The organism is uncultured Granulicatella sp. (assembly GCF_963545075.1).
In the GTDB taxonomy this organism is placed as follows: domain Bacteria; phylum Bacillota; class Bacilli; order Lactobacillales; family Aerococcaceae; genus Granulicatella.
On the sequence record NZ_CAUUHX010000011.1, the window covers coordinates 1 to 23924 of the forward strand.

Sequence of the window (23924 nt, forward strand, 5' to 3'; positions counted from 1 at the left end):
AGTTCATTGCTGGTGATCCGATGAATCCTGCTACGAATACATTGTTTGGAGTGTTATAAACTTCTTGAGGAGTACCAATTTGTTGAACGATACCGTCTTTCATAATAACGATACGGTCAGCCATTGTCATCGCTTCAGTTTGGTCGTGTGTTACATAAATTGTAGTTGTTTCTAAACGACGGTGTAATTTAGCGATTTCTGCACGCATGGCAACACGTAGTTTAGCATCTAAGTTTGATAGAGGTTCGTCCATTAAGAATACTTTAGCATCACGAACGATTGCACGACCTAAAGCAACACGTTGACGTTGTCCACCTGATAAAGCTGCTGGTTTACGATCTAAGTATTGAGCTAATCCTAAGATTTCAGCTGCATTTTTAACACGTTTGTCGATTTCAGCTTTGTCATATTTACGTAATTTTAATCCAAATGCCATGTTATCATAAACACTCATATGTGGATATAATGCATAGTTTTGGAATACCATTGCGATGTCACGATCTTTAGGAGCAACATCGTTCATTACTGTATCACCGATTTTTAATTCACCTTCAGAAATATCTTCTAAACCAGCAATCATACGTAAAGTTGTAGATTTACCACATCCAGAAGGTCCTACGAATACGATAAACTCACGATCTTTGATGTGTAAGTTAAAGTCTGTTACTGAGTAGAAATCAGCATTGTCGTATTTTTTGTGAATATGATTTAATTCAATTTGTACCATTTTATAAATCCCCTTTGTTTCTTATTGGATGAATTTAGTATACATGAAAAAGCTTTTAAAACCTACAGTCCCCTTGCCTAAAATTTTTCCTTCATTTTTGTGCAAGTTGCTGAGTGAAATTTTTGAATATAAGGATTTGTAAAAAATGAAGGGACTTCTAGTGTAATTTTATGCTTTCAATGTTATGATAGAAGAGAATAATATGATTAGAAAAGGTGATGAAATGGAAAGAAAACGTGGATTTGAAATTATTACAAGTTATCAAGATAAAGGGATTAATATCCCAAAACGTTCTACAAAACATTCAGCAGGATATGATTTTGAAGCAGCAGAAACAATTGTATTACCAAGTATTTGGAAAATGATTTTTAAATATTGTGCGGTTCAATTAAAACAATGGGTGTACCGTAGTGATAGAGAAGTAGTGGAAGCTGAATTAGAAAAAGAACAAAAAGTATTAAAACCGATTTTAGTTCCTACAGGAATTAAAGCGTATATGCAAGAAGATGAATACTTGCAATTGGCAAACCGTTCTAGTAATCCATTAAAACACTTCTTAGTATTACCAAATGGGGTAGGAGTTGTGGATAGTGATTACTATAATAATGAAGGAAATGAAGGACATATTTATTTCCAATTATTGAATTTTGGATTATTTGATAAAGAAATTCAAAAAGGTGACCGTATCGGTCAAGGTATTTTCCATTCATTCTTGAAAGCAGATGAAGATGATGTAGAAGAAGCGAATGAAAGAACAGGTGGATTTGGTTCATCAGGTGTTCGCTAGAAAGGAGTTTTTATGGCAAAAGCAACCGTTAGTTATCTCTGTTCAGAATGTGGATATGTTTCTCCTAGATATTTAGGGAAATGTCCGAATTGTGGACAATGGAGTACGATGGAAGAATATAAGGAAGTTGCTACGAGTAGTACTAAAAAACAATCTTTAGTGAGTCATTCAGAAGAAGAAAATCGTACAAAACCACTGCGCATTGATCAAGTTGCCTATGAACGTGTCAAACGTGTAGAAACTTCCATGCAAGAATTAGATCGTGTATTAGGTGGTGGAGTAGTTCCAGGTTCACTGGTCTTAATTGGAGGAGACCCTGGAATTGGAAAATCTACTTTATTATTACAAGTATCGAGCCAATTACAAAAAGCAGGCGGCAGTGTTTTATACGTTTCTGGTGAGGAAAGTGCTGCACAAGTAAAAATGCGTGCAGAGCGTTTAGGCATGCAAGCAGACGGGTTTTACATTTATCCGGAAACAGATTTACAAGCTGTGGTGACTCAAGTCGAACAATTAAAACCAGACTATGTCATTATCGATTCGATTCAAACAATGGCGCATCCACAAGCAACAGGAATTGCAGGAAGTGTTTCTCAAGTAAGAGAATCAACAGCAACATTAATGAGATTAGCAAAGTTAAACCAAATTGCGATTTTTATTGTAGGGCATGTGACAAAAGAAGGAGCTTTGGCTGGTCCTAGAATGTTAGAGCATATGGTGGATACTGTATTGTATTTTGAAGGTGAAAAACATCATAGCTTTAGAATTTTACGTTCGGTGAAAAATCGTTTTGGATCCACGAATGAAATTGGCGTGTTCGAGATGATGCAAGATGGATTAAAAGAAGTCATTAATCCTTCAGAAGTTTTCTTAGAGGAACGCTTAAAAGGAGCAACCGGTTCAGCAATTGTTGTATCTCTAGAAGGAAGCCGTCCAATTTTAGCAGAAGTTCAATGTTTATTATCTCCAGCAATTTTTGGAAATGCTAGAAGAACAACAAGTGGATTGGATTATAATCGTGTAGCGTTACTAATGGCAGTTTTAGAGAAGAGAGCGGGATTATTGCTACAAAATCAAGATGCTTATTTCAAATCTACTGGTGGATTGAAACTCAATGAACCAGCCATTGATTTAGCGATTGCGATGAGTATTGTTTCAAGTTATAAAGAACAAGGAACAGCAGTAGATGACTGTTTCGTAGGGGAAATTGGATTAACAGGAGAAATTCGTCGTGTAAATCGTATTAGCGATCGTGTGAAAGAAGCACAAAAATTAGGATTTAAACGAATTTTTATTCCGAAAAATAATATCGATGGATGGGAATTTCCAAAGGGAATTGAAGTTGTCGGAGTTTCCTCTGTGAAAGAAGCCATTCAAAAAGCATTTTAATAAAATCATCAAATAAGGAGGTTGAATAACATGGATTTATCCGTAAAAGGTCAACTTTTTGCCAAACGAATGATTAGCCTTATCTTTGTCATTTTAGGCGGTAGTTTGGGAGTGACCTATTTGCCATCGTTTTGGGAATTAATTGGAATTTCCAATGAGTGGTTAAATTCTGCTGTGATTAGTGTAGTGATTGGAGCTATTATTTTCTTTTTTATTTCATTAATTTTAACAAAACCTATCATGGCAGGATTTAAAAAATTAGAAAAACTAGTAAATCAATTATCTGTTACGTATTTAGTATTTGGATTATTAGGAATGTTACTAGGATTAGTAGTCGCTTCATTTATTAGTTTACCACTAACCAATTTACAAATTCCGGCGATTACACAAGTAGCACCAGTAGTATTGAGCATTATTTTTGGATATCTAGGATTTTATATTGGAACGAGTCGCAGAGGGGATTTTCATAAACTATTAAGTTTAAAGAAAAAAGCAGAAGAACCTCAAGTACTTGAAAGAAAAGTGGATGATGCCTTTCATAAATATAAAATTTTGGATACAAGCGTGATTATTGATGGACGAATTTATGATATTGCGCAAACTGGATTTTTAGAAGGGGTATTAGTCATTCCAGTATTTGTACTGAATGAATTACAATATATTGCAGATAGTTCTGATAGTGTGAAACGTGTTCGTGGGCGTAGAGGATTAGATATTCTGAATGCTTTACAAAAAGAATCAAAAGTTCCTGTTGAAACATATGATGGAGACTATGATGATATTACTGAAGTGGATCGTAAGTTAATTCGATTAGCTAAAGCAATTGACGGAGTCATTATTACGAATGATTATAATTTAAATAAAGTTAGTGAATTTCAAAATGTTCCTGTCTTCAATATTAATGCATTAGCAAATGCGATTAAACCTGTTGTGATTCCTGGAGAAATGATGAAAATTCAAGTCATCAAAGCAGGAACTGAAAGACAACAAGGGGTCGCTTATATGGATGATGGAACAATGATTGTTGTTGAAGATGGTCAGTACTATATGAATCAAGAAATCGAAGTCATTGTAACGAGTGCGCTTCAAACAGCGGCAGGAAGAATGATTTTTGCAAAACCTGCTCATTCACAAAAGAAAATGAATAAACCTGAAGAGTAGAATCATTTAAAATATCGAAGTGAGAAGAAACAAAAATGTTTTTTCTCACTTTTTTAATACAAAAAAGTGACTAAAGTCATTCTAGATGGTGACTAAAGTCAGTAGGCGAGTGTAGGAATAATTTGTATAATAAGGATACAATAAAGCGAAAGGAAGAGAGAGTATGATGACCTATCAAAAAGGAAAAGAAAAAATCGTAATGGTTCTATTAGGAATACTCTTAGCTTTTGTTTGTTATAAATTTTTCTTACATTAATATAAAGGAGAACAAATATGGCATACGTTGAAATTCAATCTATTACAAAATCATTTGATGAGAAAAAAGTATTAAATCAAGTATCATTTGAAATTATGAAAGGGGAATGCTTTGGTTTATTAGGACCTAATGGAGCTGGTAAATCAACACTGATTGATATCATTACTGGATTAAAGAAAACAGATCAAGGAGATGTCTTGATTGATGGGATGTCGATTAAAGAAGAAGCCTTGACGATTCGACAAAAATTAGGAGTCGTTCCACAAGAATTAGCAATTATTGAAGAATTAAATGCAGTCGATAATTTAACATATTTTGGTGGGTTATATGGTTTATATGGGAATACGCTAAAACAGAGAATTGCAGAAATTTTAGCTGTAACTGGATTAGAAGAAAAGAAAAAAGAAAAAGTAAAAACTTTTTCAGGTGGGATGAAGAGACGATTGAATATTGGGATTGCGCTCTTACATCAACCAGAATTTTTAATTTTAGATGAGCCAACGGTTGGGGTTGACCCACAATCGAGACAACATATTTTTGACTTTTTAGAAACTTTAAATCAACAAGGAACTACTATTTTATATACTTCGCATTATATGGAAGAAGTGGAAGCATTATGTGATCGTGTATTTATTATGGATCTTGGAGAAGAAGTAGCGTATGGAACAAAAGAATATGTGAAAGAACTAGTAGGGTTAACGTATTCTATTGAAGTAGTAATGGATCGTATTCCACAAGGATTCGAGCAAGTGGTGCTGGATAGTGAAAATGGAATTCAAGAAGTAACAGTTTCAAATCGTCAAATGAACTTAGTCGTGGATCGTTCGATTTATTCGATGATGAAATTTATTTCTTTAGTCGAAGAAAATCACTTAGTCATTAAAAAAGTTTCAGTCAATGAAACAACATTAGAGGAAGCCTTCTTGAAATTAACAGGAAAAGCATTACGAGATTAAAGGAGAGTACTATGAAATTTTGGTATTTTTTAAAAGCAAATATTCAGATGATGTTCAAACAGTTTCATATGCTATTTTTTATGATTGTATTAGCTCCGTTAGTAATAGGACTGTTTATTAATTTTTCAGGTAAAAATGTCATTGAACGTAAACCGAATAAAGTAGATACATTATTATATGTAGAAAATCAAGATCAAGAAGTGCTAGGAAATATTGTTCAAAAAACACTTGAACAATTGAATGAACAAAAAATCATCACTGTAACAACTGATAAAGAAAAGGCAGAATTGATTGCTACTATTCCAACAGATTTTTCTAAAATAGTATCGGAAGGACAGCAAACAAATCCAATTCAAGTACAAAAGAAATCAAAAGTTTCAACGAGTGATCAATTGACGTATGAAATTATCTTGAAAAATATTACAGGTCAATTATTCGAGCAAGCAGAATTGAAGGAATTGGTGAAGGATAAAAAACAAGTGGATGATGCAACGGCAGCTGTAGTATCTACACAGATTTTTCAAAAAACAAATGAGGTTCTTAGTACAGAACTCTATCAACGAAATGATTATCAAACAAGTCGAATGCTGACAAGCGAGCAATATTTTTCTACTGCGCAATTAACGATGATTTTGGCTATGGTTTTTTCAACAGTGGTGGCAAGTGCTGTGAAGCCTGAATTAAGTGGGCTAAATAAACGAGTGAAATTATTACCCCTTAGTGTTCGCCAAAGAGAAACGTATGGATTGATTTCGAATTTTATCCAATTTTATCTTTTTACTTTATTATATGTAGGAATTTGGAAAGTGATTAATCCATCAACATTTAATGGTAATCTATTGGGGATTGCAGGAATTTTAGCGATTCAATTATTTGCAATACTATCGATAGCAGGATTCGTAAGTATATTCATTACGGAGAAAACGTTAGGATTAGTTTCTTCTATTATCTCTATTGGATTTGTTCTTTTTTCAGGAGCTCTTCCACTTGATAAAATGAGTCCAATGTTCCATTGGTTTGGAGATAATCCATTTAGAAGAGTATTGATTGAACCAATCATTCGTATGATGCAACAAGAAGACGTAGCAGAATTTATGATAGTTTATATTGTTATGATCATCGTAAGTTTAATAATTATGGAATTACAAATTCGTTGTTTACAAAGAAGGGAGGAATACTAATGGATTTATTAAGAGGTATCTTGTTTCATATTAAAAGAATCGTAAAGAGTCCAGCATTAATAGGTCAAATGGTGATTCTTCCAACAATTGTGACGCTTCTAATGGTGTTCATTCAATTATCGTCTACAAGTAAAAACAATACAACAACTTCTTCATCCACTCCTTCATTAGCGATGGTATTAGAAGAAGGAAATGAAGAGTTTCAAAAAGAATTAGAAAGTTTATATTCTGAAAATATTTTTTATACGGATAAAGAAAAAGCCTTAAACGATTTGGAAAAAGGATATATTCGAAGTGTGTATGTAGTTCCGAAAAATTTTGTTCAATCTTTAGAAAATGGACAAAAAATACAGATGGAAGTGTATAGTCGTCAAAAACAAAAAGAAGTTTTATTAGAACAAGATATTCAAGGTATTTTGCAAAAACAATTAGTCAATACAGCTCTTCAAAAAGAAGGGATATTAGAAAAGGGAGAATTATTCAAACAAAGTGAAAATCAACTGGTTCATTTTGAAGAAGAAAATGCAACAACTGTAAGCTATGTGTTATTACTATTGTTAGTGATGTTTTATATTTTGTTTAATGTATCTTCTATTTCGTTTGACTTAATTACCTTTAAGAAAAATTATGTATTGAAACGTTCATTATTAGCACCACGTTCTAATGCGTGGATTACAAAGAGCTTTTTAGGAGCTTACTTTGTAGTGATGTTTGTTGCAAATCTATTTATAATTTTCTTTATGGATAGAGTGATGAATGTAGGCATTCCAAATTGGTTTAACGTTTGTTTATTAGTGGCAAGTGGGATTATTTATAGTTTGAGTCTAGGATTGTTTTTATTTAGAATTTTTAAAAATCCAATGATAGCTCAACAAGTAGGAGTTTTCGGCACCCTTTTCCTTGCGGGACTTGGAATGGCACCAAAACTATTTCAGTCTGAGATTATTGATATTGTAGCGCATTTTAGTCCAGTTTACTGGTTTGTTCAAATCGTTGATCGTCAAGAATTACTTCCAGGCATTCCAATGATATTAGTCATGGCACTTGTATTTTTCACAGCTGGGAACTATCGTTTAGAAACGTATGTCGATTAAGAAGTATTGCATCAATTTTTGAATAATGTTAGGATGAATTGAAAAAATATCAAACTAAGGAGAGTATATGCCAGTAGGAATTATTATCAATTCATTTGCCATTTTATTAGGAGGAATCGTTGGAGGTTTTGCAGGACATAAAATTCCCTCAGAAATCAAAATTCAGTTAAATTTAATTTTTGGATTATCTGCTATGATGCTAGGAATTACTTCAATTGGGCTAGTAAAAAATATTTCAGTTGTCGTTCTAGCTATGATTATAGGAACGATTGTTGGAATATCTTGTAAAGTAGGATTAAGAATCAATCAATTAGGACAATTATTGGAACGTCCAGTAGCGAGATTTAGTAGTGGAGGTGATGGTGGATTAAGTCAAGAAGAATTTTTAACGCAATTAGTAACGGTTATCGTACTATTTTGCTTTAGCGGAACAGGAATTTATGGTTCGCTCGATTCTGGAATGACAGGAGATCATAGTATCTTAATTGCAAAATCTATTTTAGATTTTTTCACGGCTGCTATTTTTGCATGTAATGTTGGATATGTCGTTTCATTAGTGGCCGTACCACAATTTATAACGTTCTTTTCGTTATATTTATTTGGAACACAAATTTTACCTTTGACGAATCCTTCAATGTTGGCGGATTTTAGAGCTTGTGGAGGAATGATTATGTTAGCAACAGGCTTTCGAATCGTTAAGGTTAAAATGTTTCCAGTAGCCGATATGATTCCCGCAATGCTCATTATTATGCCGATAAGTTGGGGATGGGTTAATTGGATTCTTCCATTGATTACGGGATAAAATGGGTGTATAATAACTTTGATAAAAAAATCATAAAGGAGTGGTTAGGATGATTATTACTACAACACCAACAATTGAAGGTCACAACATTGTTGAATACAAGGGAATTGCTTTTGGAGAAGTTATTTCTGGGGTGAATGTATTAAAAGATCTAGGAGCAAGTTTTCGTGATTTCTTTGGTGGTCGATCTCAAGGGTATGAAGAAGAATTATTAAAAGCTCGTGAAGATGCTCTTCGTGAATTAGAAAGACGTGCAGTTCATATGGGAGCGAATGCTGTTGTCGGAGTGAAAATCGATGCTGAAACAGTAGGAACAGGTGGTATGTTAATGGTAATGGCATCTGGTACTGCAGTTGTTATTGACTAAACTCCTTATTAAAAGATAGAAATAGGGTTGATGGATTTTCCATCAACCTTTTTTGGGCATAATAATGTATTACAACAGTAAATAAATTTTTATGAGACTTTTAAAATATTTGAGAATATAGAAATTTATAATAATTTTTTGGAGAATAAAAATGCAAACGGATACACTTTTATCAAGAAATTTTTAGTTAAATGCTATAGATCGTAATAGTTTTTAATCGATTATTACAATTATTTTATAAATCTTATCTGTATCCAACTGTATTAATACAGTTGACTTAAGGTGTTTTATTTTATAGAAAATCAGCTAATTTATGGATGAGAGCTTTAAATATAGGTTTTTTAATAGCTTTTATTTATAAAAAATGAACAAAGTGTTTGTTTCAAATATCACTTAAGCAAAAAAATAGTACAGATTTTTATGATTATTCCATTGATAATTATTGAGAAAAGATGTATAATATGCTTGTTAAAAGAAAAACAAAATAAAACCCAAAAGAAAAGAGGAAAATAAATGGTTAATAAAGCAGTTGTTGAATCCCAAGAACTTTTTGAAAAAGCTTGGGAAGGCTTCAAGGGTGTAGATTGGAAAGAAAAAGCAAGTGTATCTCGCTTCGTTCAAGCTAACTACACACCATACGATGGAGATGAAAGCTTCCTTGCTGGGCCAACAGAACGTTCTCTACACATCAAAAAAGTAGTAGAAGAAACTAAAGCTCACTATGAAGCAACTCGTTTCCCAATGGACACTCGTCCAACTTCTATTGCTGATATTCCTGCTGGATATATCGACAAAGAAAACGAAGTAATCTACGGTATCCAAAATGATGAATTGTTCAAATTGAACTTCATGCCAAAAGGTGGTATCCGTATGGCGGAAACTACTTTGAAAGAAAATGGATATGAACCAGATCCAGCTGTTCACGAAATCTTTACAAAATATGTAACAACAGTTAACGATGGTATCTTCCGTGCTTATACTTCAAACATTCGTCGTGCTCGTCACGCTCACACTGTAACTGGTCTTCCAGATGCATACTCTCGTGGACGTATCATCGGTGTTTATGCTCGTCTTGCTTTATACGGTGCAGACTACTTAATGCAAGAAAAATTAAACGACTGGAACTCAATTGAAGAAATCAATGAAGAAACAACTCGTTTACGTGAAGAAATCAGCTTACAATACCAAGCATTACAACAAGTTGTTCGCTTAGGTGACTTATACGGTGTTGATGTTCGTAAACCAGCGATGAACGTTAAAGAAGCTATCCAATGGGTAAACATTGCATTCATGGCAGTATGTCGTGTTATCAATGGTGCTGCTACATCTCTAGGACGTGTACCAATCGTTTTAGACGTTTATGCAGAACGTGACTTAGCTCGTGGAACATTTACAGAATCAGAAATCCAAGAATTTGTTGATGATTTCGTTATGAAATTACGTACAGTTAAATTTGCTCGTACAAAAGCTTACGACCAATTGTACTCAGGTGACCCAACCTTCATCACAACTTCTATGGCTGGTATGGGTAACGACGGTCGTCACCGTGTTACTAAGATGGACTACCGTTTCTTGAACACTCTTGACAACATCGGTAACTCTCCAGAACCAAACTTGACAGTTCTTTGGACTGACAAATTGCCATACAACTTCCGTCGCTACTGTATGCACATGAGCCACAAACACTCTTCTATCCAATACGAAGGTGTAACAACAATGGCTAAAGACGGATACGGTGAAATGAGCTGTATCTCATGTTGTGTGTCTCCACTTGACCCAGAAAACGAAGAACAACGCCACAACATCCAGTACTTCGGTGCTCGTGTAAACGTATTGAAAGCCCTTCTTACTGGTTTGAACGGTGGTTACGACGATGTTCACAAAGACTACAAAGTATTTGACATCGAACCAATCCGTGACGAAGTTCTTGAATTCGAATCAGTTAAAGCTAACTTCGAAAAATCTTTAGACTGGTTAACAGACACTTATGTAGATGCATTAAATATCATCCACTACATGACAGATAAATATAACTATGAAGCTGTTCAAATGGCATTCTTACCAACTAAACAACGTGCGAACATGGGATTCGGTATCTGTGGATTTGCAAATACAGTTGATACATTAGCAGCTATTAAATATGCTACAGTTAAACCAATTCGTGACGAAGATGGATACATCTACGACTACGAAACAATTGGTGAATACCCACGTTGGGGTGAAGATGACCCTCGTTCAAACGAATTAGCAGAATGGTTAATCGAAGCTTACACAACTCGTCTACGTAGCCACAAACTATATAAAGACGCTGAAGCTACAGTTTCATTATTAACAATTACTTCTAACGTTGCTTACTCTAAACAAACTGGTAACTCTCCAGTTCATAAAGGGGTATTCTTAAACGAAGACGGTACTGTAAACTTATCTAAACTTGAATTCTTCTCACCAGGTGCTAACCCATCTAATAAAGCTAAAGGTGGTTGGTTAGATAACTTGAAATCATTATCAAGCTTAGACTTCAGTTATGCAGCTGACGGTATCTCATTAACAACTCAAGTTTCACCACGTGCTTTAGGTAAAACTCGTGATGAACAAGTTGATAACTTAGTAACAATCTTAGATGGATACTTCGAAAGCGGCGGTCAACACGTTAACTTAAACGTAATGGACTTAAATGACGTTAAAGATAAAATCTTATCTGGTGAAGACGTAATCGTACGTATCTCTGGATACTGTGTAAACACTAAATACTTAACTCCAGAACAAAAAGCTGAGTTAACTCAACGTGTATTCCACGAAATCTTATCTATGGACGATGCATTAGCATAAAAATAGAACTTACACCACCTAGCCATTGGCTAGGTGGTTTTTTTGTGTTCGAATACTAGCTTATCCTATTGACAAGACTATACGAATTGTGTAGAATACAACAAATATCAAAAGTAGGTGAATGGAATGAGAGAGTGGTATAGAGAACTGCGTGAAGATTATAATGTTAGTCGTTCATATCATGAAGGATTTTGTGAATGGTATATTAAAAGAAAAGCACCGGATAGTGTTAGACAAATCTTAGCTTATTCCATCTTTTTCTTTGGGGTATATTTATGGACTAACATACAATTAAGTATATTATTAATTGAATTAGGTTCACTAGGATATATTTTAATTGTATTGTATGAATGGATTCAAAAATTAAGAATGAAGAAAATTGAGAAACAACTAAAAAAGGCTGGAGAATAACTCCAACCTTTTTTTGCGTTTAGTAACTTATTTTACTTCTACACGATCTAACCATGAAGTAGCTGTTGCATCTAACACAACATTTAAGTCTTCAATATTTTGACGACCAGTTGATGCTAACCATGCACGACCTTTTTCGTCTCCTTCGTTAGCGTAAACTGCTACTGAATCTTTCCAAGTAGCACGTCCACATAATACACCATTGAATTTAGATCCTGCTTCTTGAGCAAAGCGTAATGTTTCTTGGAATAATGATGCAGATACACCAGCACTTAAGAAGATAAATGGTAAGTGAGTGATTTCTGATTGTTCTTTGAAGTATGCTAAAGCTTCTTGACGAGTATATACAGGTTCAACACCTTCTGCCGTAAAGCCTTCTACAAAGTTCATATTTACAGGAACTTCAACTTTTAAGACATCTACTTGATAACGAGGGTCAGAGAATACTTTCATCGCATCATTTACTTTATGAGGTTTTAAGCTTGCATAGTGAGCAGATTTTACATCTTCATTACTTGCATCATAAGAAACGATTTCTAAGAAGAAAGGAATATCTTCAGCTGTACATTCGCTACCAACACGTTCTACCCATGCGTGTTTAATATCGTTGATAGCTGGATCTTCATCAATATCATAGTATAGTAATACTTTTACAGCGTCTGCTCCGATTTCTTTAATACGTTTAGCTGACCAGATTGGTAATAAGTCAGGTAAACGTCCAACTTCTGTAGCATCATATCCTGTTTTTTCATATGAAATTAATAATCCACAGTCCGCATTTCTTTTTTCTGCAGCAGGTAATCCATATTCTGGGTCTAATAAGATTGAGCTTGAATATTTTGTTAATTCTTCTGAAATTAATTCTTTAAAATGGATGATCCCTTCATCACCTGTTTGATCTGGATTTCCAGCAGCAATCATTTTTTTAAGAGAACCACGTTGGTCGATCGCTAATGCACCGATGACATGATTTTCATTTGATAAACGACGTAGATGTTCGTATTTTCCTTTTGTAATTGTTAGTTTTGACATATTTAACACTCCTAATCATTTTATTGCAAGGGTTTCTCACGCCTTATATTCTCTGTCTAACTTTTTTATTTTTCAAAGTAAGGTTTACCGTCTAAATAAGTGGCTTGTAATTGTAAGTCATCATCTAATACGATAAAGTCTGCTGCATATCCTGGTTCTAGGTGTCCACAAACATCGTCAATTCCTACTGATTTTGCAGGGACTAAACTAGCCATTAATAAAGCTTCATGAGGAGTTGCGATTCCCCATTTTACAACATTTTGAACACCTTGGATTAGTTCTAAAATGCTACCAGCAAGGCTGCCATTATGTTTCAATCGAGCTGTGCCATCTTTTACAATAACGTCAAATTCTCCTAATGTAGATTCGCATTCGCCTAATCCGCCAGCTCGCATACAGTCTGTAATGAGAGCTGTACGGTGACGTCCGCAACAATTCATGACAATATTCGCTGAAACTGGATGAACATGGTGACCATCACAAATTAATTCGTCAAATACATCAAATTCATTTGGAAGAGTTAGAGCTGCACCAACAACTCCTGGTTCACGGTGGTGAAGTCCACGCATACCGTTATAAGTATGAACGAAAATATTTGCACCTGCTTCAACTGCATTTTTACATTCTTCATATGTTGCATCTGTATGAGCTAAGGCAACGTAGATATCTTCTTTTACAGCATGTTTGATAAAGTCAACGGCTCCATCACGTTCAGGAGCAATTGCAATTTTCTTCACCCAACCATTTGCTTTTTGTTGCCATTCATCTAAAATTTCTGTTTTTGGATCTCCCATATATTTAGGATTTTGAGCCCCTTTATGAATTTCACTAAAGAATGGACCTTCTAAGAAAATTCCTCTAATTTTAGCTCCAGGAATAGATGCGGCATTGTCTCCAATGGTTTGACAGACATCATTTAATAATTCTCTTGAAGCAGTTAAAGTGGTTGGTAAGTAAGAAGTAACTCCGCAACTAGGTAATCCATCAGAAATGGTTTTTAAGCCTTCTACATCATTATCCATGATATCTGCACCTTTATATCCATGAATATGTGTATCTACAAGACCTGGTGCAATGCTATAAGTAGAGTAGTCTACAATAGAGCCGTCTGTTGGTTTTTCTTCTTGAAACTCTCCGAATACTCCAGAATCTAAAACTGGTAAATATCCAGCCCCTTTCACTTCAGTTTCAAAATAAAATTGTTTTGCATAAATATAAGTAGTCATAATATCCCTCCTTTAAATCTTTTTTATAATATATTTATGAACGAGTTAAACATTTAATGGGTGAATGGTTACCCCTTTTACAACACGGTTTACTGTTCCGCTTGGAGAAGGTGTGTCAGGTTTATTTCCAACTTTAACAGAAGATAATAGTCCAATCGTTTGCCCGAAAATCGCATATGGAAGAGCTAAGTAAGCATCTGGAACTGAAGAGAATTCTTCTGCGAAATTAAAGCTTGTTCCTTCATATTTACCTTCAACAGAAACTCCTACTGCACAAACTAATGGAGCAATACTGTCCCCATTCATTTCTTCTAAAATATCTAAGTCATATTGACGTGTATAAGCATCATTTGAAACAAATACAAACGCTAGAGAACGAGAATCTACGAATGATTTAGGGCCATGACGGAATCCCATAGATGAATCGTAAATTGTAGCAATTTTACCTGCTGTTAATTCTAAGATTTTTAATTGTACTTCACGAGCTAGACCTGCTAATGGACCAGATCCAAGATAAATGACACGATTATAGTCTAAGTCTACAAATTGTTGTAAGACATGTTCACGTTCTAAAACACTTTCTCCCATTTGACGAATAGCTGTTACAAATGCAGCTTTTTCTTCAACAGAATGTCCTTCGTCAAAAATTAGTAAAGCTGTTAATGTCATACAAGTAAAGCTACCAGTCATCGCAAAACCAGCATCATTTGAACGAGCAGGCATCATTAATAATAAATTACGATCATCCCCAGGTGCTGCTAGAGCTAATTTTCCTTCTGGAGCACAAGTGATGGTAATTTGATAGAAATCTTTAACAATTTGTTGTCCTAATTGAACACTTGCTAAGCTTTCTGGAGAATTTCCACTACGTGCAAATGAAACTAAAATAGTAGGAATATCTGCTTTGAAATAATCTAGAGGATTACTTACTAAATTAGTTGTTCCTACAGATTGGAATTCAAAACGATCTTCACGTCCATGACGTTTTAAATAAGGTAAGATCGTATCTCCTACATATTGAGATGTACCAGCACCAGTGAAAATGACACGATAACGTTCATGTGGTAATGCTGCTAAAAATGCTTGAATACGATCTAAGTTTTCTACATAATAATCAAATGCTTCCTGCCATAATTCTGGTTGTTGGCGAATCTCACGAGTTGTGATTTCCGCAGTTAGTGCTTCTAGTTGTTCTTTTGAAAATTGAAACATTTTAAAACCTCCCATGTTTGATTGTTTAATGTGTATTTCTATGATAACGAACTTTATAAAAGAATTGGTCACTTCTAGCAACGCTTAATGTAAATTCAATCACATGATTTTCTCTATTGACACTTGTTCTTTTTAAACGTAAGCAAGCAGCGTGCATAGGGACTTCCAATATAGGTGCTTCATCCTTTGTTAAAATACTTGCCGAAAATTCTTCATCTGCATAATTGATTTTTTGTTGAAAATCATCTGAGAAAACTTCATACAAGGAACGATTTTCTAGTTGTTCCTGTGTGAGATTAGGAAATAATCTAGCGGGTAAGAAAGTTGTCTCTTTCATCATTGGAATCCCATCTGCAAATCGAATTCGCTTGAGTCGATAAATATATTCACCTGTTTGAATTCCTAATTGCTGGGCAATATAACTATCCGCTTTATAGTAGTGAAAAGCTGTGATAATCGTAGAAGGAGTTCTCCCTAATTCTCTCATTTGTTCTGTAAAACTATAGCCTTCTAGTAAATTTTGACGTTCTTTCCATTGACTAGAAATAAAAGTGCCTTTTCCATGGCGTTTATAAATATAGCCTAATGTTTCTAACTCTTTTAATGCTGTACGGACAGTAGTTCTGCTAACTCCATACTCTTTACAGATTTCTCTTTCCGACAACATTTTCTGGTGAACCTGTCCATGTGTCGTAATATATTCAATTAAGTCAAAGCTCAGTTTGGAATAAAGGGGCACTTGTTCAGTTTCTACCATATCATTTCCTCCTCTCTAAATGATGTAACGTCTACTGGTCATTACCAGTTAACTATATTGTAAGTTTATTAGGGGCATAAGTCAAGAAGACACTGAAAAATATTTGTTGGCAAAACATAGAATGGGGAGAATTGTTTTAGGGGAAGACTATAGCAAAAAACGATTAGTCGTTCGTATTTTTTTTGAATAAGGTAAGATGCTTGGAAACTTGACGAGCTTCCTAGAAAAAAAGTACAATAAAGGGTGCGAAAAGAGAGGGGTATCATTGTGGATAAAGTGTTCAATTATAAAAGTTGTTTCGATATTATCGGTCCTATTATGATTGGACCATCAAGTTCTCATACGGCAGGAGCGCTTGCGATTGGAAGATGTGCTAGACAATTGTTTGGTGGAACTCCTACAAGTGTTCAATGTATTTATTATGAATCATTTGCTCAAACTCATAAAGGACATGGTACAGACTTTGCGATTATTAGTGGAGTTTTGGGATTTGAAACGGATGATGAACGTGTTCCACAAGCGGTTGAGATTGCTACTAATGAAGGAATTTCCATTGAATTTATTGAAAGGGACGAACCAAGCCCAGTTGCTCATGCGAATACAGCAGATTTAACATTGATGTCTGCAACAAGACGAGTACGTTTAATTGGAACTTCTATTGGTGGAGGAACTGTAGAAATTAAATATGTGGAAGTAGATGGATTCATTTCCAATCTTTCAGGACCACTACCTATTATTTTAGAAATTCTTCCAATTGAAGAAGATTCAACCGTGGAGCCTCTATTAGAAGAATATGGAGTTTCGATTGGAAAACAAAAAGAATTGAAGGAAGGTTCATCACGCTTTATTAGTTATGAATTGAATGGACTAATTTCTCCAACTCTTCAAGAAAAATTACAATTCATTCAACAAGAAAAAACAATCTATGTCTTTACATAAAGTTAAGAAAGGAATTTCGTGATGTTTGTTAGCATACAGGAATTAGTCGCATTAGCCACTAGCCAAAATAAATCTATTTCTGAAGTAATGATTGAACAAGAAATGGAAATGACCCAACAAAGTCGAGAATTTATTTGGGCGAAGATGGAAAAAAATCTTCAAACAATGAAAAATGCGGTAGAAAGAAGTGTACAGGGTCAAGGTGTATTCTCTCCAACAGGACTAACCGGTGGAGATGCTGTAAAAATGAAAAAATATCGCGAAAAAGGAAAAACTTTATCCGGGGATAAAATTTTAGCAGGAGTGCAGTACGCTTTAGGAACGAATGAAGTGAATGCAGCGATGGGAATTGTTTGTGCGACACCGACTGCGGGTGCTAGTGGAACTTTACCAGGGGTTGTATTTTCTATTGCAGATAGTATGGAATTAACTCATGAACAACAAGTGAGATTCCTATTTACTGCTTCAGCATTCGGAATGGTTGTTGCCAATAACGCAATGATTGCTGGAGCAATGGGTGGATGTCAAGCAGAAGTCGGTAGTGCAAGTGCGATGTCTGCAGCTGCCGCCGTTGAAGCTGCTGGAGGAACGCCACAACAATGTTCGGAAGCTTTTTCGATTGCTTTAGGGAATTTATTAGGATTAGTCTGTGATCCAGTTGCAGGATTAGTAGAAATTCCATGTGTAAAGCGAAATGCTCTTGGAGCAGGAAATGCATTAATCGCGGCAGATATGGCATTAGCAGGAATTACAAATGTTATTCCAGCAGATGAAACGATTGAAGCAATGCGTTCTATCGGAAGAAAAATGCCAAGTGAATTAAGAGAAACAGGACTAGGCGGAACTGCTGGTACTCGAACAGGATTAGCGATTAAAATGAAAATTTTTGGACAAGATGTTTCACTAGAAAAAGAGGAGGAATAATGATGGCAAAAGAAGTAGCAACATTTGCAGGAGGATGCTTCTGGTGTATGATTAAACCATTTGATACACAACCAGGAATTGAATCTGTCATTGCAGGTTATACAGGAGGACATAAGGAAAATCCTACTTATAAAGAAGTTTGTTCAGGAACAACAGGACATACAGAAGCGGTACAAATTACTTTTGATCCAGAAATCTTCTCTTATGAACGATTAGTTAAAGTCTATTGGCAACAAACAGACCCAACAGATGCAATGGGGCAATTTGTAGATAGAGGCGATTCTTATCGACCAGTGATTTTCTATCACTCACCAGAGCAAAAAGCAATTGCAGAAGCTTCGAAAAAAGCTTTGCAGGAAAGTGGACGTTTTAAAAAAGATATCGTTACAAAAATTGAACCAGCAAGTACATTTTATCCAGCAGAAGAGTATCACCAAGATTTTTATAAGAAAAATCCAGACCATTACTACCGTTACCGTGGGATGTCTGGACGTGATACGTTTATTGAAGAAAGTTGGAAATAGGGATATACAACAAACCCCGAGGGATTTCGAAAAATGAAATTCCTCGGGGTTTCTACTTAATGTTTTTAAACTCTCTTACTTCCCATCCCAGTATATTTACTAATAACTGTAAAGATTACTGAACCAATAATAGCGGGTACTAACCATTCGAATCCAAATTGATGTAGTGGTAAGGTGTTGGTCCAATCGGCTAATGCTGCTAGGAAGTTGCCACCTTGCATTTGAGAAAATAGATGAATAGCTTGAATTCCTCCAATGAAGAATGCTCCAACAACAGCACCTGTATAAGTCCAATTATAAACAATGTAGCGGTCAAAAATCGATAGGAAGATTAAGGCGATGACCATTGGGTAAATAGCGCTTAATACTGGAACTGCTAATTGTAATAAGGCATCCACTCCTAAAAGGGATAGAAGGAATGAAATCACGACTGAGACGACAACAATTTTTTTATATTCTAATTTTCCATTTGTTAAGGTTGAAAAATAATGTCCACAAGTTGTAATTAATCCAACCGATGTTGTTAAGCAAGCAAAGGATACGGCAATGCCCATAGCGACTTTACCAAATGAGCCTAATAATTGTTCAATTAATCCGATTAATAATGCAGGTCGTTGAACTGTTGAATCGTAAACCGTACTTACTGTTGCTCCAGCGTAAGTCAAGCTGCTGTACACTAATGCTAGTAAAATGAAAGATACAATTCCGACTCCAAACATCATTTGATGTTGTTCTTTTTTCTCTGTATAACCACGTCTAGTTAAGTCTGAAATGACCACGCCTGCCATTAAGGCTGCTCCTAGTGCGTCCATTGTTTGGTAGCCCTCTTTAAAACTTTGAGAAAATAATCCTGCAGAAGTTGTTGTTTGGAATTCTGCATGTGGCTGAACGACAGCGGCAATAAATACAAGTAATAAAATGAATAATAAAATCGGTGTTAAATATTTTCCAATTGCATCAATTACGGTATGCGAATGAATCGCAATATATAACGTTAACCCGAAAAAGATAAGGGATGTAATCCATTGGGGAGCACTAGGCACAAAGGATTGTACAAAAATTTCATGAGTAGTAGCTCCGGTTCTTGGAACGGCAAATAATGGTCCAATTAAGATAATAGAAATCGATCCAATAATCATAGAAAAATGTTTACTAACTCTTTTTCCTAGATCTGTTGCTTGACCACCTAATAGAGCTGTTACAATAACTCCGAGAATCGGTAAAAGTGGATCCGATAATAAAAAGGCCATATTGGCAATTCCCCAATTACTTCCGGAGATAACTCCTAGATAAGGGGGGAAGATTAAGTTTCCAGCGCCAAAGAAGATAGCAAATAATGCAAATCCACAAATCATAATGTCAGTGAGTTTCTTTCGAGACATAAATTTCCTCCTAGATATATTCTTAAAAAATGATTAAAAAACAATTACAAACAGTGTACCACTTCTTTTTTTGGATTGCTAGTGATATGTACAAAGTTTCACGAGTGGATTTTCAAAAACTTATTGATTACAATACGAATAGAAAGTAATGGATTAGGAGGTTGTCCTTTTGCGTAAAGTATATTTAAACCATGATGGTGGAGTAGATGATTTAGTCTCATTATATTTATTATTAAAAATGGAAGATGTGGAACTAGTTGGTGTAGGTGTGATTGAAGCAGATTGTTATTTAGAACCAGCAGTTGAAGCAAGTAAGAAAATTATTCAAAAATTTGGTTCGACAAACGACAAAAAAATTCGTGTTGCTTCTTCAAATTCACGACCGGTTCATCCGTTTCCAAAAGAGTGGCGTATGCATGCTTTTACAGTAGATGCTTTGCCAATTTTAAATGAACATAAACCGATTTTAGTCCAAGATTCTCCTTATAAAGCACATGAAGATTTAGTGCATGTTTTAAAGGAATCGACGGAGAAAGTGGACTTATTATTTGTAGGGCCATTAACAGATTTAGCTCGAGCATTAGACTTGGATCCAAGTATTGAAGAGAAGATTGGAAAATTATACTGGATGGGAGGTACATTTTTAGACCAAGGAAATATTGAAGAACCGGAACATGATGGAACAGCTGAATGGAATGTTTATTGGGATCCATTTGCAGCGAAACGTGTTTGGGAATCATCAATTCCAATTGAATTAGTCGCTTTAGAAAGTACTCGTATGGTTCCATTAACGTTGGATGTACGTGACCGTTGGGCGAGAGAACGTAAAGTAGAAGGTATTGATTTCTTAGGTCAATGTTATGCCATTGTTCCTCCATTGACGCATTATGTTACGAATTCAACTTACTTCCTATGGGATGTATTAGCGACAGCTTCTTTTGGAAAAGAAGATTTAGCGAAACGAGAAGTGGTTCCTTCAGATGTGATGACAAGCGGTGCAAGTTCTGGTAGAACGATTCGTGTAGAAGATGGTCGCACAGTTGACCTTGTTTATCATGTAGACCGTGATGCATTTTTTGATTATATTACAGACTTAGCTAGAAAAGATTAAAGAGAGTTAGATTGACTGCAAAAGAGACAGGTTCTTTTTGCAGTTTTTCTTTTTTACTAGAGAAATAAACCATGATAATACACGAATGCTGGTTATCTATGGTACAATAGCTAAGCAGAATGATTGAAAGTGAGGAAATGAAATGAGTTTTAAGATTGGCAATATTCAAATTGACAATCCAGTAGTCGTTGCACCGATGGCAGGGATTAGTAATTCAGCTTTCCGTGTAACGGTAAAAGAATTTGGAGCAGGCTTAGTTGTTTGCGAAATGATTAGTGATAAAGGGATTCAATTTAGAAATGAAAAAACATTAAGCATGTTGCATATTGAACCAAATGAATATCCATTAAGCGTCCAAATTATGGGTGGGAATAAAGATACATTAGTAGAAGCTGCAAAATATGTTGCAGAAAATACAGAGGCAGCAATTATCGATATTAATATGGGATGTCCTGTTAATAAAGTGATTAAAGCTGAAGCTGGTGCAAAATGGTTATTAGATCCAAATAAAGTTTATGAAATGGTTGCTGCAGTAGTAGATGCAGTGGATAAACCTGTAACCGTAAAAATGCGTACTGGTTGGGATGATGAACATTTATATGCCGTTGAAAATGCCCTTGCAGCAGAACGAGCAGGAGCAAGTGCTGTTGCGATGCATGGTAGAACTCGTGTACAAATGTATGATGGAAAAGCAAACTGGGAAATTCTTGGGGAAGTGAAGAAAAACTTAACACGAATTCCTTTAATTGGAAATGGAGATGTGCGTTCTCCGCAAGATGCTAAGAAAATGATTGAAATAGCGGGTGTTGATGGAGTCATGATTGGTCGAGCTGCTCTAGCAAATCCATGGATGATTAAACAAACTGTTCATTATTTAGAAACGGGAGAATTATTACCGGAAAATACAGTTCCTGAAAAAATTGAAATTGCTAAAACTCATTTAGATCGTTTAGCTAACTTAAAAGGTGAGTCAGTAGCGACAAAAGAATTCCGTAAATTAGCTGCTTATTACTTAAAAGGAATTCCTCGTGCAACGAAAACAAAAGTTGCGATTAATGAATCTATAACGGTATCTCAAGTGAAACAAATTTTAGACCAATTTGTCCAAGAACATTTAGAACGTCAAGAAAGACAATTAGAACGAGGAAAAGTAGTAGAGTAAAGACTTTTATTGTATTTTAAAAAGATAAAATAGAACTTTTTTTCAATACACATAAACGCTTTATTTATCAGTCAATAATTGGTACAATAGACTAGAAATACAGTGACTCATGTCACAAAAAAGGAGGAAATACAGTGTCTAACGAAGTAGAAGTACAAGAAACACTGAATGATCAATTACAAGTTCGCCGTGAAAAAATGCATCAATTACGTGAAAAAGGAGTAGAGCCTTTTTCAACAGGATTTAAACAAAAACAATCCACTGAAGAAATTCATAAACAATTTGAAGGTGCGACAAAAGAAAGCTTAGCTGAACAAGAAGAAGTGACTGTTCAAATCGCAGGTCGTATTATGACAAAACGTGGAAAAGGAAAAGCTGGTTTTGCTCATATTCAAGATGGTAAAGGTCAAATTCAAATTTATGTTCGTAAGGATGTTGTTGGAGACGAAGCTTATGAATTATTTGATAAAGCTGACTTAGGAGATATCGTTGGTGTTGTAGGAACAATTATGGTGACAAACACTGGTGAATTATCTGTTAAAGCTACTCAATTCGTTCATTTAACAAAAGCTTTACGTCCATTACCAGATAAATATCATGGATTAACAAATGTGGAACAACAATACCGTCAACGTTACTTAGACTTAATTAGTAACCGTGAAAGTATGGATCGTTTTGTAACACGTAGTAAAGTTATCCGTGAAATTCGTCATTACTTAGATTCTCGTGATTATTTAGAAGTGGAAACACCAGTATTACACACATTAGCAGGTGGTGCGAATGCTCGTCCATTTATTACTCACCACAATGCTTTAGATATGGAATTATACATGCGTATTGCTCCAGAATTACACTTAAAACGTTTAGTAGTAGGTGGTATGGAACGTGTGTATGAAATCGGTCGTGTATTCCGTAATGAAGGTATTGATACAACTCACAACCCTGAATTTACATCTATCGAAATCTATACTGCTTATACAGACTATCAAGATGTTATGGACTTAACAGAAGGAATCGTATCAAGCGTTGCACAAGAAGTTTTAGGGAAAACAAAAGTTCCTTATGGGGAATATGAAGTTGAATTAAAAGCTCCTTGGAAGAGAGTTCATATGGTAGATGCGATTAAAGAAGTTACAGGAGTAGACTTCTGGGTAGAAATGACAGATGAAGAAGCTCGTGCAATTGCGAAAGAAAAAGGTGTAAAAGTTGAAGACTCAATGACTTATGGTCACGTAGTCAATGAATTCTTTGAAACATTTGTAGAAGAAACATTAATTCAACCTACATTCATTTATGGACATCCAGTAGCAGTTTCACCACTTGCTCGTAAGAATGATGAAGATCCACGCTTCACAGATCGTTTCGAATGCTTCATTTGTACAAAAGAATATGCAAATGGATTTACAGAGTTAACAGATCCAATCGATCAACGTGAACGTTTCATGAAACAAGTAGAAGAAAAAGAAACTGGTAACGATGAAGCTCATCCATTAGATGAAGATTTCGTACAAGCATTAGAATACGGATTATCTCCAACTGGTGGGGTAGGTATCGGTATTGACCGTTTAGTAATGTTACTAACTAATAGCCAATCAATCCGTAACGTATTACTATTCCCAACAATGAAACATCAAGACTAATAGAAGAGGCACTTCTTAGAAAATCCAAGACGGAGAAACCGTCTTGGATTTTTTC

The 23924-nt window shown here is 35.1% G+C and carries 22 protein-coding genes; 16 read left to right on the top strand and 6 right to left on the bottom strand.

The window, feature by feature from the left end; genetic code table 11:
- On the bottom strand, positions 1–727 hold a 727-nt coding region (locus RWZ86_RS02720; RefSeq protein WP_314679785.1), incomplete at its 3' end, for a sn-glycerol-3-phosphate ABC transporter ATP-binding protein UgpC.
- A gap of 223 nt (positions 728–950) precedes the next feature.
- Here RWZ86_RS02720 and RWZ86_RS02725 point away from each other — a divergent pair.
- The 10 genes from RWZ86_RS02725 (at position 951) to RWZ86_RS02770 (ending at position 11960) form a co-directional block, all read left to right on the top strand.
- The gene (locus tag RWZ86_RS02725; protein ID WP_006703126.1) at positions 951–1514 is read left to right on the top strand and encodes a dUTP diphosphatase; all 564 of its coding nucleotides are present in this window, start codon (positions 951–953) and stop codon (positions 1512–1514) included.
- 12 nt (positions 1515–1526) lie between these two features.
- Positions 1527–2903 (top strand): DNA repair protein RadA, encoded by a 1377-nt coding sequence (radA, locus tag RWZ86_RS02730; RefSeq protein ID WP_314679786.1) that lies wholly within the window; start codon positions 1527–1529, stop codon positions 2901–2903.
- 30 nt (positions 2904–2933) lie between these two features.
- Entirely contained in the window at positions 2934–4064 is a 1131-nt protein-coding gene (locus RWZ86_RS02735; protein WP_314679787.1) for a PIN/TRAM domain-containing protein, read from the top strand.
- Between the two features lie 273 nt (positions 4065–4337).
- Positions 4338–5276 carry an ABC transporter ATP-binding protein gene (locus RWZ86_RS02740; protein ID WP_314679788.1) on the top strand — a complete coding sequence of 313 codons (939 nt, stop codon included), beginning with the start codon at positions 4338–4340 and terminating at the stop codon, positions 5274–5276.
- An 11-nt stretch (positions 5277–5287) separates the two neighbouring features.
- On the top strand, positions 5288–6457 hold the full coding sequence (locus RWZ86_RS02745; protein WP_314679789.1) for an ABC transporter permease: 1170 nt from the start codon (positions 5288–5290) through the stop codon (positions 6455–6457).
- Positions 6457–7551, top strand: coding sequence for an ABC transporter permease (locus tag RWZ86_RS02750; RefSeq protein ID WP_314679790.1), 1095 nt, complete (start codon positions 6457–6459; stop codon positions 7549–7551). The genes RWZ86_RS02745 and RWZ86_RS02750 overlap by 1 nt, the downstream gene beginning before the upstream one ends.
- A gap of 67 nt (positions 7552–7618) precedes the next feature.
- A complete protein-coding gene (locus RWZ86_RS02755; protein WP_314679791.1) occupies positions 7619–8353 on the top strand; it encodes a DUF554 domain-containing protein in 735 nt (244 codons plus the stop codon).
- Positions 8354–8402: 49 nt separating this feature from the next.
- Positions 8403–8720: a heavy metal-binding domain-containing protein gene (locus RWZ86_RS02760; RefSeq protein ID WP_314679792.1), complete on the top strand. Its 318-nt coding sequence runs from the start codon at positions 8403–8405 to the stop codon at positions 8718–8720.
- A gap of 513 nt (positions 8721–9233) precedes the next feature.
- On the top strand, positions 9234–11549 hold the full coding sequence (pflB, locus tag RWZ86_RS02765; protein WP_314679793.1) for a formate C-acetyltransferase: 2316 nt from the start codon (positions 9234–9236) through the stop codon (positions 11547–11549).
- 126 nt (positions 11550–11675) lie between these two features.
- The gene (locus RWZ86_RS02770) at positions 11676–11960 is read left to right on the top strand and encodes a hypothetical protein (protein ID WP_314679795.1); all 285 of its coding nucleotides are present in this window, start codon (positions 11676–11678) and stop codon (positions 11958–11960) included.
- Between the two features lie 27 nt (positions 11961–11987).
- Here the strand turns inward: RWZ86_RS02770 and lacD are convergent, their stop codons facing one another.
- From lacD to RWZ86_RS02790, 4 genes are all read right to left on the bottom strand, one after another.
- Positions 11988–12992 (bottom strand): tagatose-bisphosphate aldolase, encoded by a 1005-nt coding sequence (gene lacD, locus RWZ86_RS02775; protein ID WP_314679797.1) that lies wholly within the window; start codon positions 12990–12992, stop codon positions 11988–11990.
- A gap of 65 nt (positions 12993–13057) precedes the next feature.
- A complete protein-coding gene (gene nagA, locus RWZ86_RS02780; protein WP_314679799.1) occupies positions 13058–14218 on the bottom strand; it encodes an N-acetylglucosamine-6-phosphate deacetylase in 1161 nt (386 codons plus the stop codon).
- Between the two features lie 45 nt (positions 14219–14263).
- Positions 14264–15430, bottom strand: coding sequence for an SIS domain-containing protein (locus tag RWZ86_RS02785; RefSeq protein WP_314679801.1), 1167 nt, complete (start codon positions 15428–15430; stop codon positions 14264–14266).
- 25 nt (positions 15431–15455) lie between these two features.
- Complete coding sequence (locus tag RWZ86_RS02790) at positions 15456–16187, bottom strand: GntR family transcriptional regulator (RefSeq protein WP_314679803.1); 732 nt, start codon at positions 16185–16187, stop codon at positions 15456–15458.
- Positions 16188–16454: 267 nt separating this feature from the next.
- Here RWZ86_RS02790 and RWZ86_RS02795 point away from each other — a divergent pair, with 267 nt between their 5' ends.
- The 3 genes from RWZ86_RS02795 to msrA are packed head-to-tail and all read left to right on the top strand — an operon-like array spanning position 16455 to position 18574.
- Positions 16455–17126 (top strand): serine dehydratase beta chain, encoded by a 672-nt coding sequence (locus RWZ86_RS02795; RefSeq protein ID WP_314679804.1) that lies wholly within the window; start codon positions 16455–16457, stop codon positions 17124–17126.
- A 21-nt stretch (positions 17127–17147) separates the two neighbouring features.
- Positions 17148–18050: an L-serine ammonia-lyase, iron-sulfur-dependent, subunit alpha gene (sdaAA, locus tag RWZ86_RS02800; RefSeq protein WP_314679805.1), complete on the top strand. Its 903-nt coding sequence runs from the start codon at positions 17148–17150 to the stop codon at positions 18048–18050.
- A 2-nt stretch (positions 18051–18052) separates the two neighbouring features.
- Positions 18053–18574, top strand: a complete 522-nt coding sequence (gene msrA / locus RWZ86_RS02805; RefSeq protein WP_314679806.1) for a peptide-methionine (S)-S-oxide reductase MsrA — start codon at positions 18053–18055, stop codon at positions 18572–18574.
- A gap of 65 nt (positions 18575–18639) precedes the next feature.
- Here the strand turns inward: msrA and brnQ are convergent, their stop codons facing one another.
- Positions 18640–19956, bottom strand: a complete 1317-nt coding sequence (gene brnQ / locus RWZ86_RS02810; RefSeq protein WP_314679807.1) for a branched-chain amino acid transport system II carrier protein — start codon at positions 19954–19956, stop codon at positions 18640–18642.
- 169 nt (positions 19957–20125) lie between these two features.
- Between brnQ and RWZ86_RS02815 the strand changes: the two genes are divergently transcribed.
- The 3 genes from RWZ86_RS02815 (at position 20126) to lysS (ending at position 23869) form a co-directional block, all read left to right on the top strand.
- The gene (locus RWZ86_RS02815; RefSeq protein ID WP_314679809.1) at positions 20126–21067 is read left to right on the top strand and encodes a nucleoside hydrolase; all 942 of its coding nucleotides are present in this window, start codon (positions 20126–20128) and stop codon (positions 21065–21067) included.
- Positions 21068–21209: 142 nt separating this feature from the next.
- Positions 21210–22229 carry a tRNA dihydrouridine synthase DusB gene (gene dusB / locus RWZ86_RS02820; protein WP_314679811.1) on the top strand — a complete coding sequence of 340 codons (1020 nt, stop codon included), beginning with the start codon at positions 21210–21212 and terminating at the stop codon, positions 22227–22229.
- 134 nt (positions 22230–22363) lie between these two features.
- Entirely contained in the window at positions 22364–23869 is a 1506-nt protein-coding gene (gene lysS, locus RWZ86_RS02825) for a lysine--tRNA ligase (protein WP_314679813.1), read from the top strand.
- The last annotated feature ends 55 nt before the right edge of the window (positions 23870–23924 follow it).

What these genes read in the sequence shown, in the direction of transcription:
- RWZ86_RS02725 (WP_006703126.1), top strand. Translation starts at nt 951, where the DNA reads ATGGAAAGAAAACGTGGATTTGAAATTATTACAAGTTATCAAGATAAA.
- radA (WP_314679786.1), top strand. Translation starts at nt 1,527, where the DNA reads ATGGCAAAAGCAACCGTTAGTTATCTCTGTTCAGAATGTGGATATGTT.
- RWZ86_RS02735 (WP_314679787.1), top strand. Translation starts at nt 2,934, where the DNA reads ATGGATTTATCCGTAAAAGGTCAACTTTTTGCCAAACGAATGATTAGC.
- RWZ86_RS02740 (WP_314679788.1), top strand. Translation starts at nt 4,338, where the DNA reads ATGGCATACGTTGAAATTCAATCTATTACAAAATCATTTGATGAGAAA.
- RWZ86_RS02745 (WP_314679789.1), top strand. Translation starts at nt 5,288, where the DNA reads ATGAAATTTTGGTATTTTTTAAAAGCAAATATTCAGATGATGTTCAAA.
- RWZ86_RS02750 (WP_314679790.1), top strand. Translation starts at nt 6,457, where the DNA reads ATGGATTTATTAAGAGGTATCTTGTTTCATATTAAAAGAATCGTAAAG.
- RWZ86_RS02755 (WP_314679791.1), top strand. Translation starts at nt 7,619, where the DNA reads ATGCCAGTAGGAATTATTATCAATTCATTTGCCATTTTATTAGGAGGA.
- RWZ86_RS02760 (WP_314679792.1), top strand. Translation starts at nt 8,403, where the DNA reads ATGATTATTACTACAACACCAACAATTGAAGGTCACAACATTGTTGAA.
- pflB (WP_314679793.1), top strand. Translation starts at nt 9,234, where the DNA reads ATGGTTAATAAAGCAGTTGTTGAATCCCAAGAACTTTTTGAAAAAGCT.
- RWZ86_RS02770 (WP_314679795.1), top strand. Translation starts at nt 11,676, where the DNA reads ATGAGAGAGTGGTATAGAGAACTGCGTGAAGATTATAATGTTAGTCGT.
- lacD (WP_314679797.1), bottom strand. Translation starts at nt 12,992, where the DNA reads ATGTCAAAACTAACAATTACAAAAGGAAAATACGAACATCTACGTCGT.
- nagA (WP_314679799.1), bottom strand. Translation starts at nt 14,218, where the DNA reads ATGACTACTTATATTTATGCAAAACAATTTTATTTTGAAACTGAAGTG.
- RWZ86_RS02785 (WP_314679801.1), bottom strand. Translation starts at nt 15,430, where the DNA reads ATGTTTCAATTTTCAAAAGAACAACTAGAAGCACTAACTGCGGAAATC.
- RWZ86_RS02790 (WP_314679803.1), bottom strand. Translation starts at nt 16,187, where the DNA reads ATGGTAGAAACTGAACAAGTGCCCCTTTATTCCAAACTGAGCTTTGAC.
- sdaAA (WP_314679805.1), top strand. Translation starts at nt 17,148, where the DNA reads ATGTTTGTTAGCATACAGGAATTAGTCGCATTAGCCACTAGCCAAAAT.
- msrA (WP_314679806.1), top strand. Translation starts at nt 18,053, where the DNA reads ATGGCAAAAGAAGTAGCAACATTTGCAGGAGGATGCTTCTGGTGTATG.
- brnQ (WP_314679807.1), bottom strand. Translation starts at nt 19,956, where the DNA reads ATGTCTCGAAAGAAACTCACTGACATTATGATTTGTGGATTTGCATTA.
- dusB (WP_314679811.1), top strand. Translation starts at nt 21,210, where the DNA reads ATGAGTTTTAAGATTGGCAATATTCAAATTGACAATCCAGTAGTCGTT.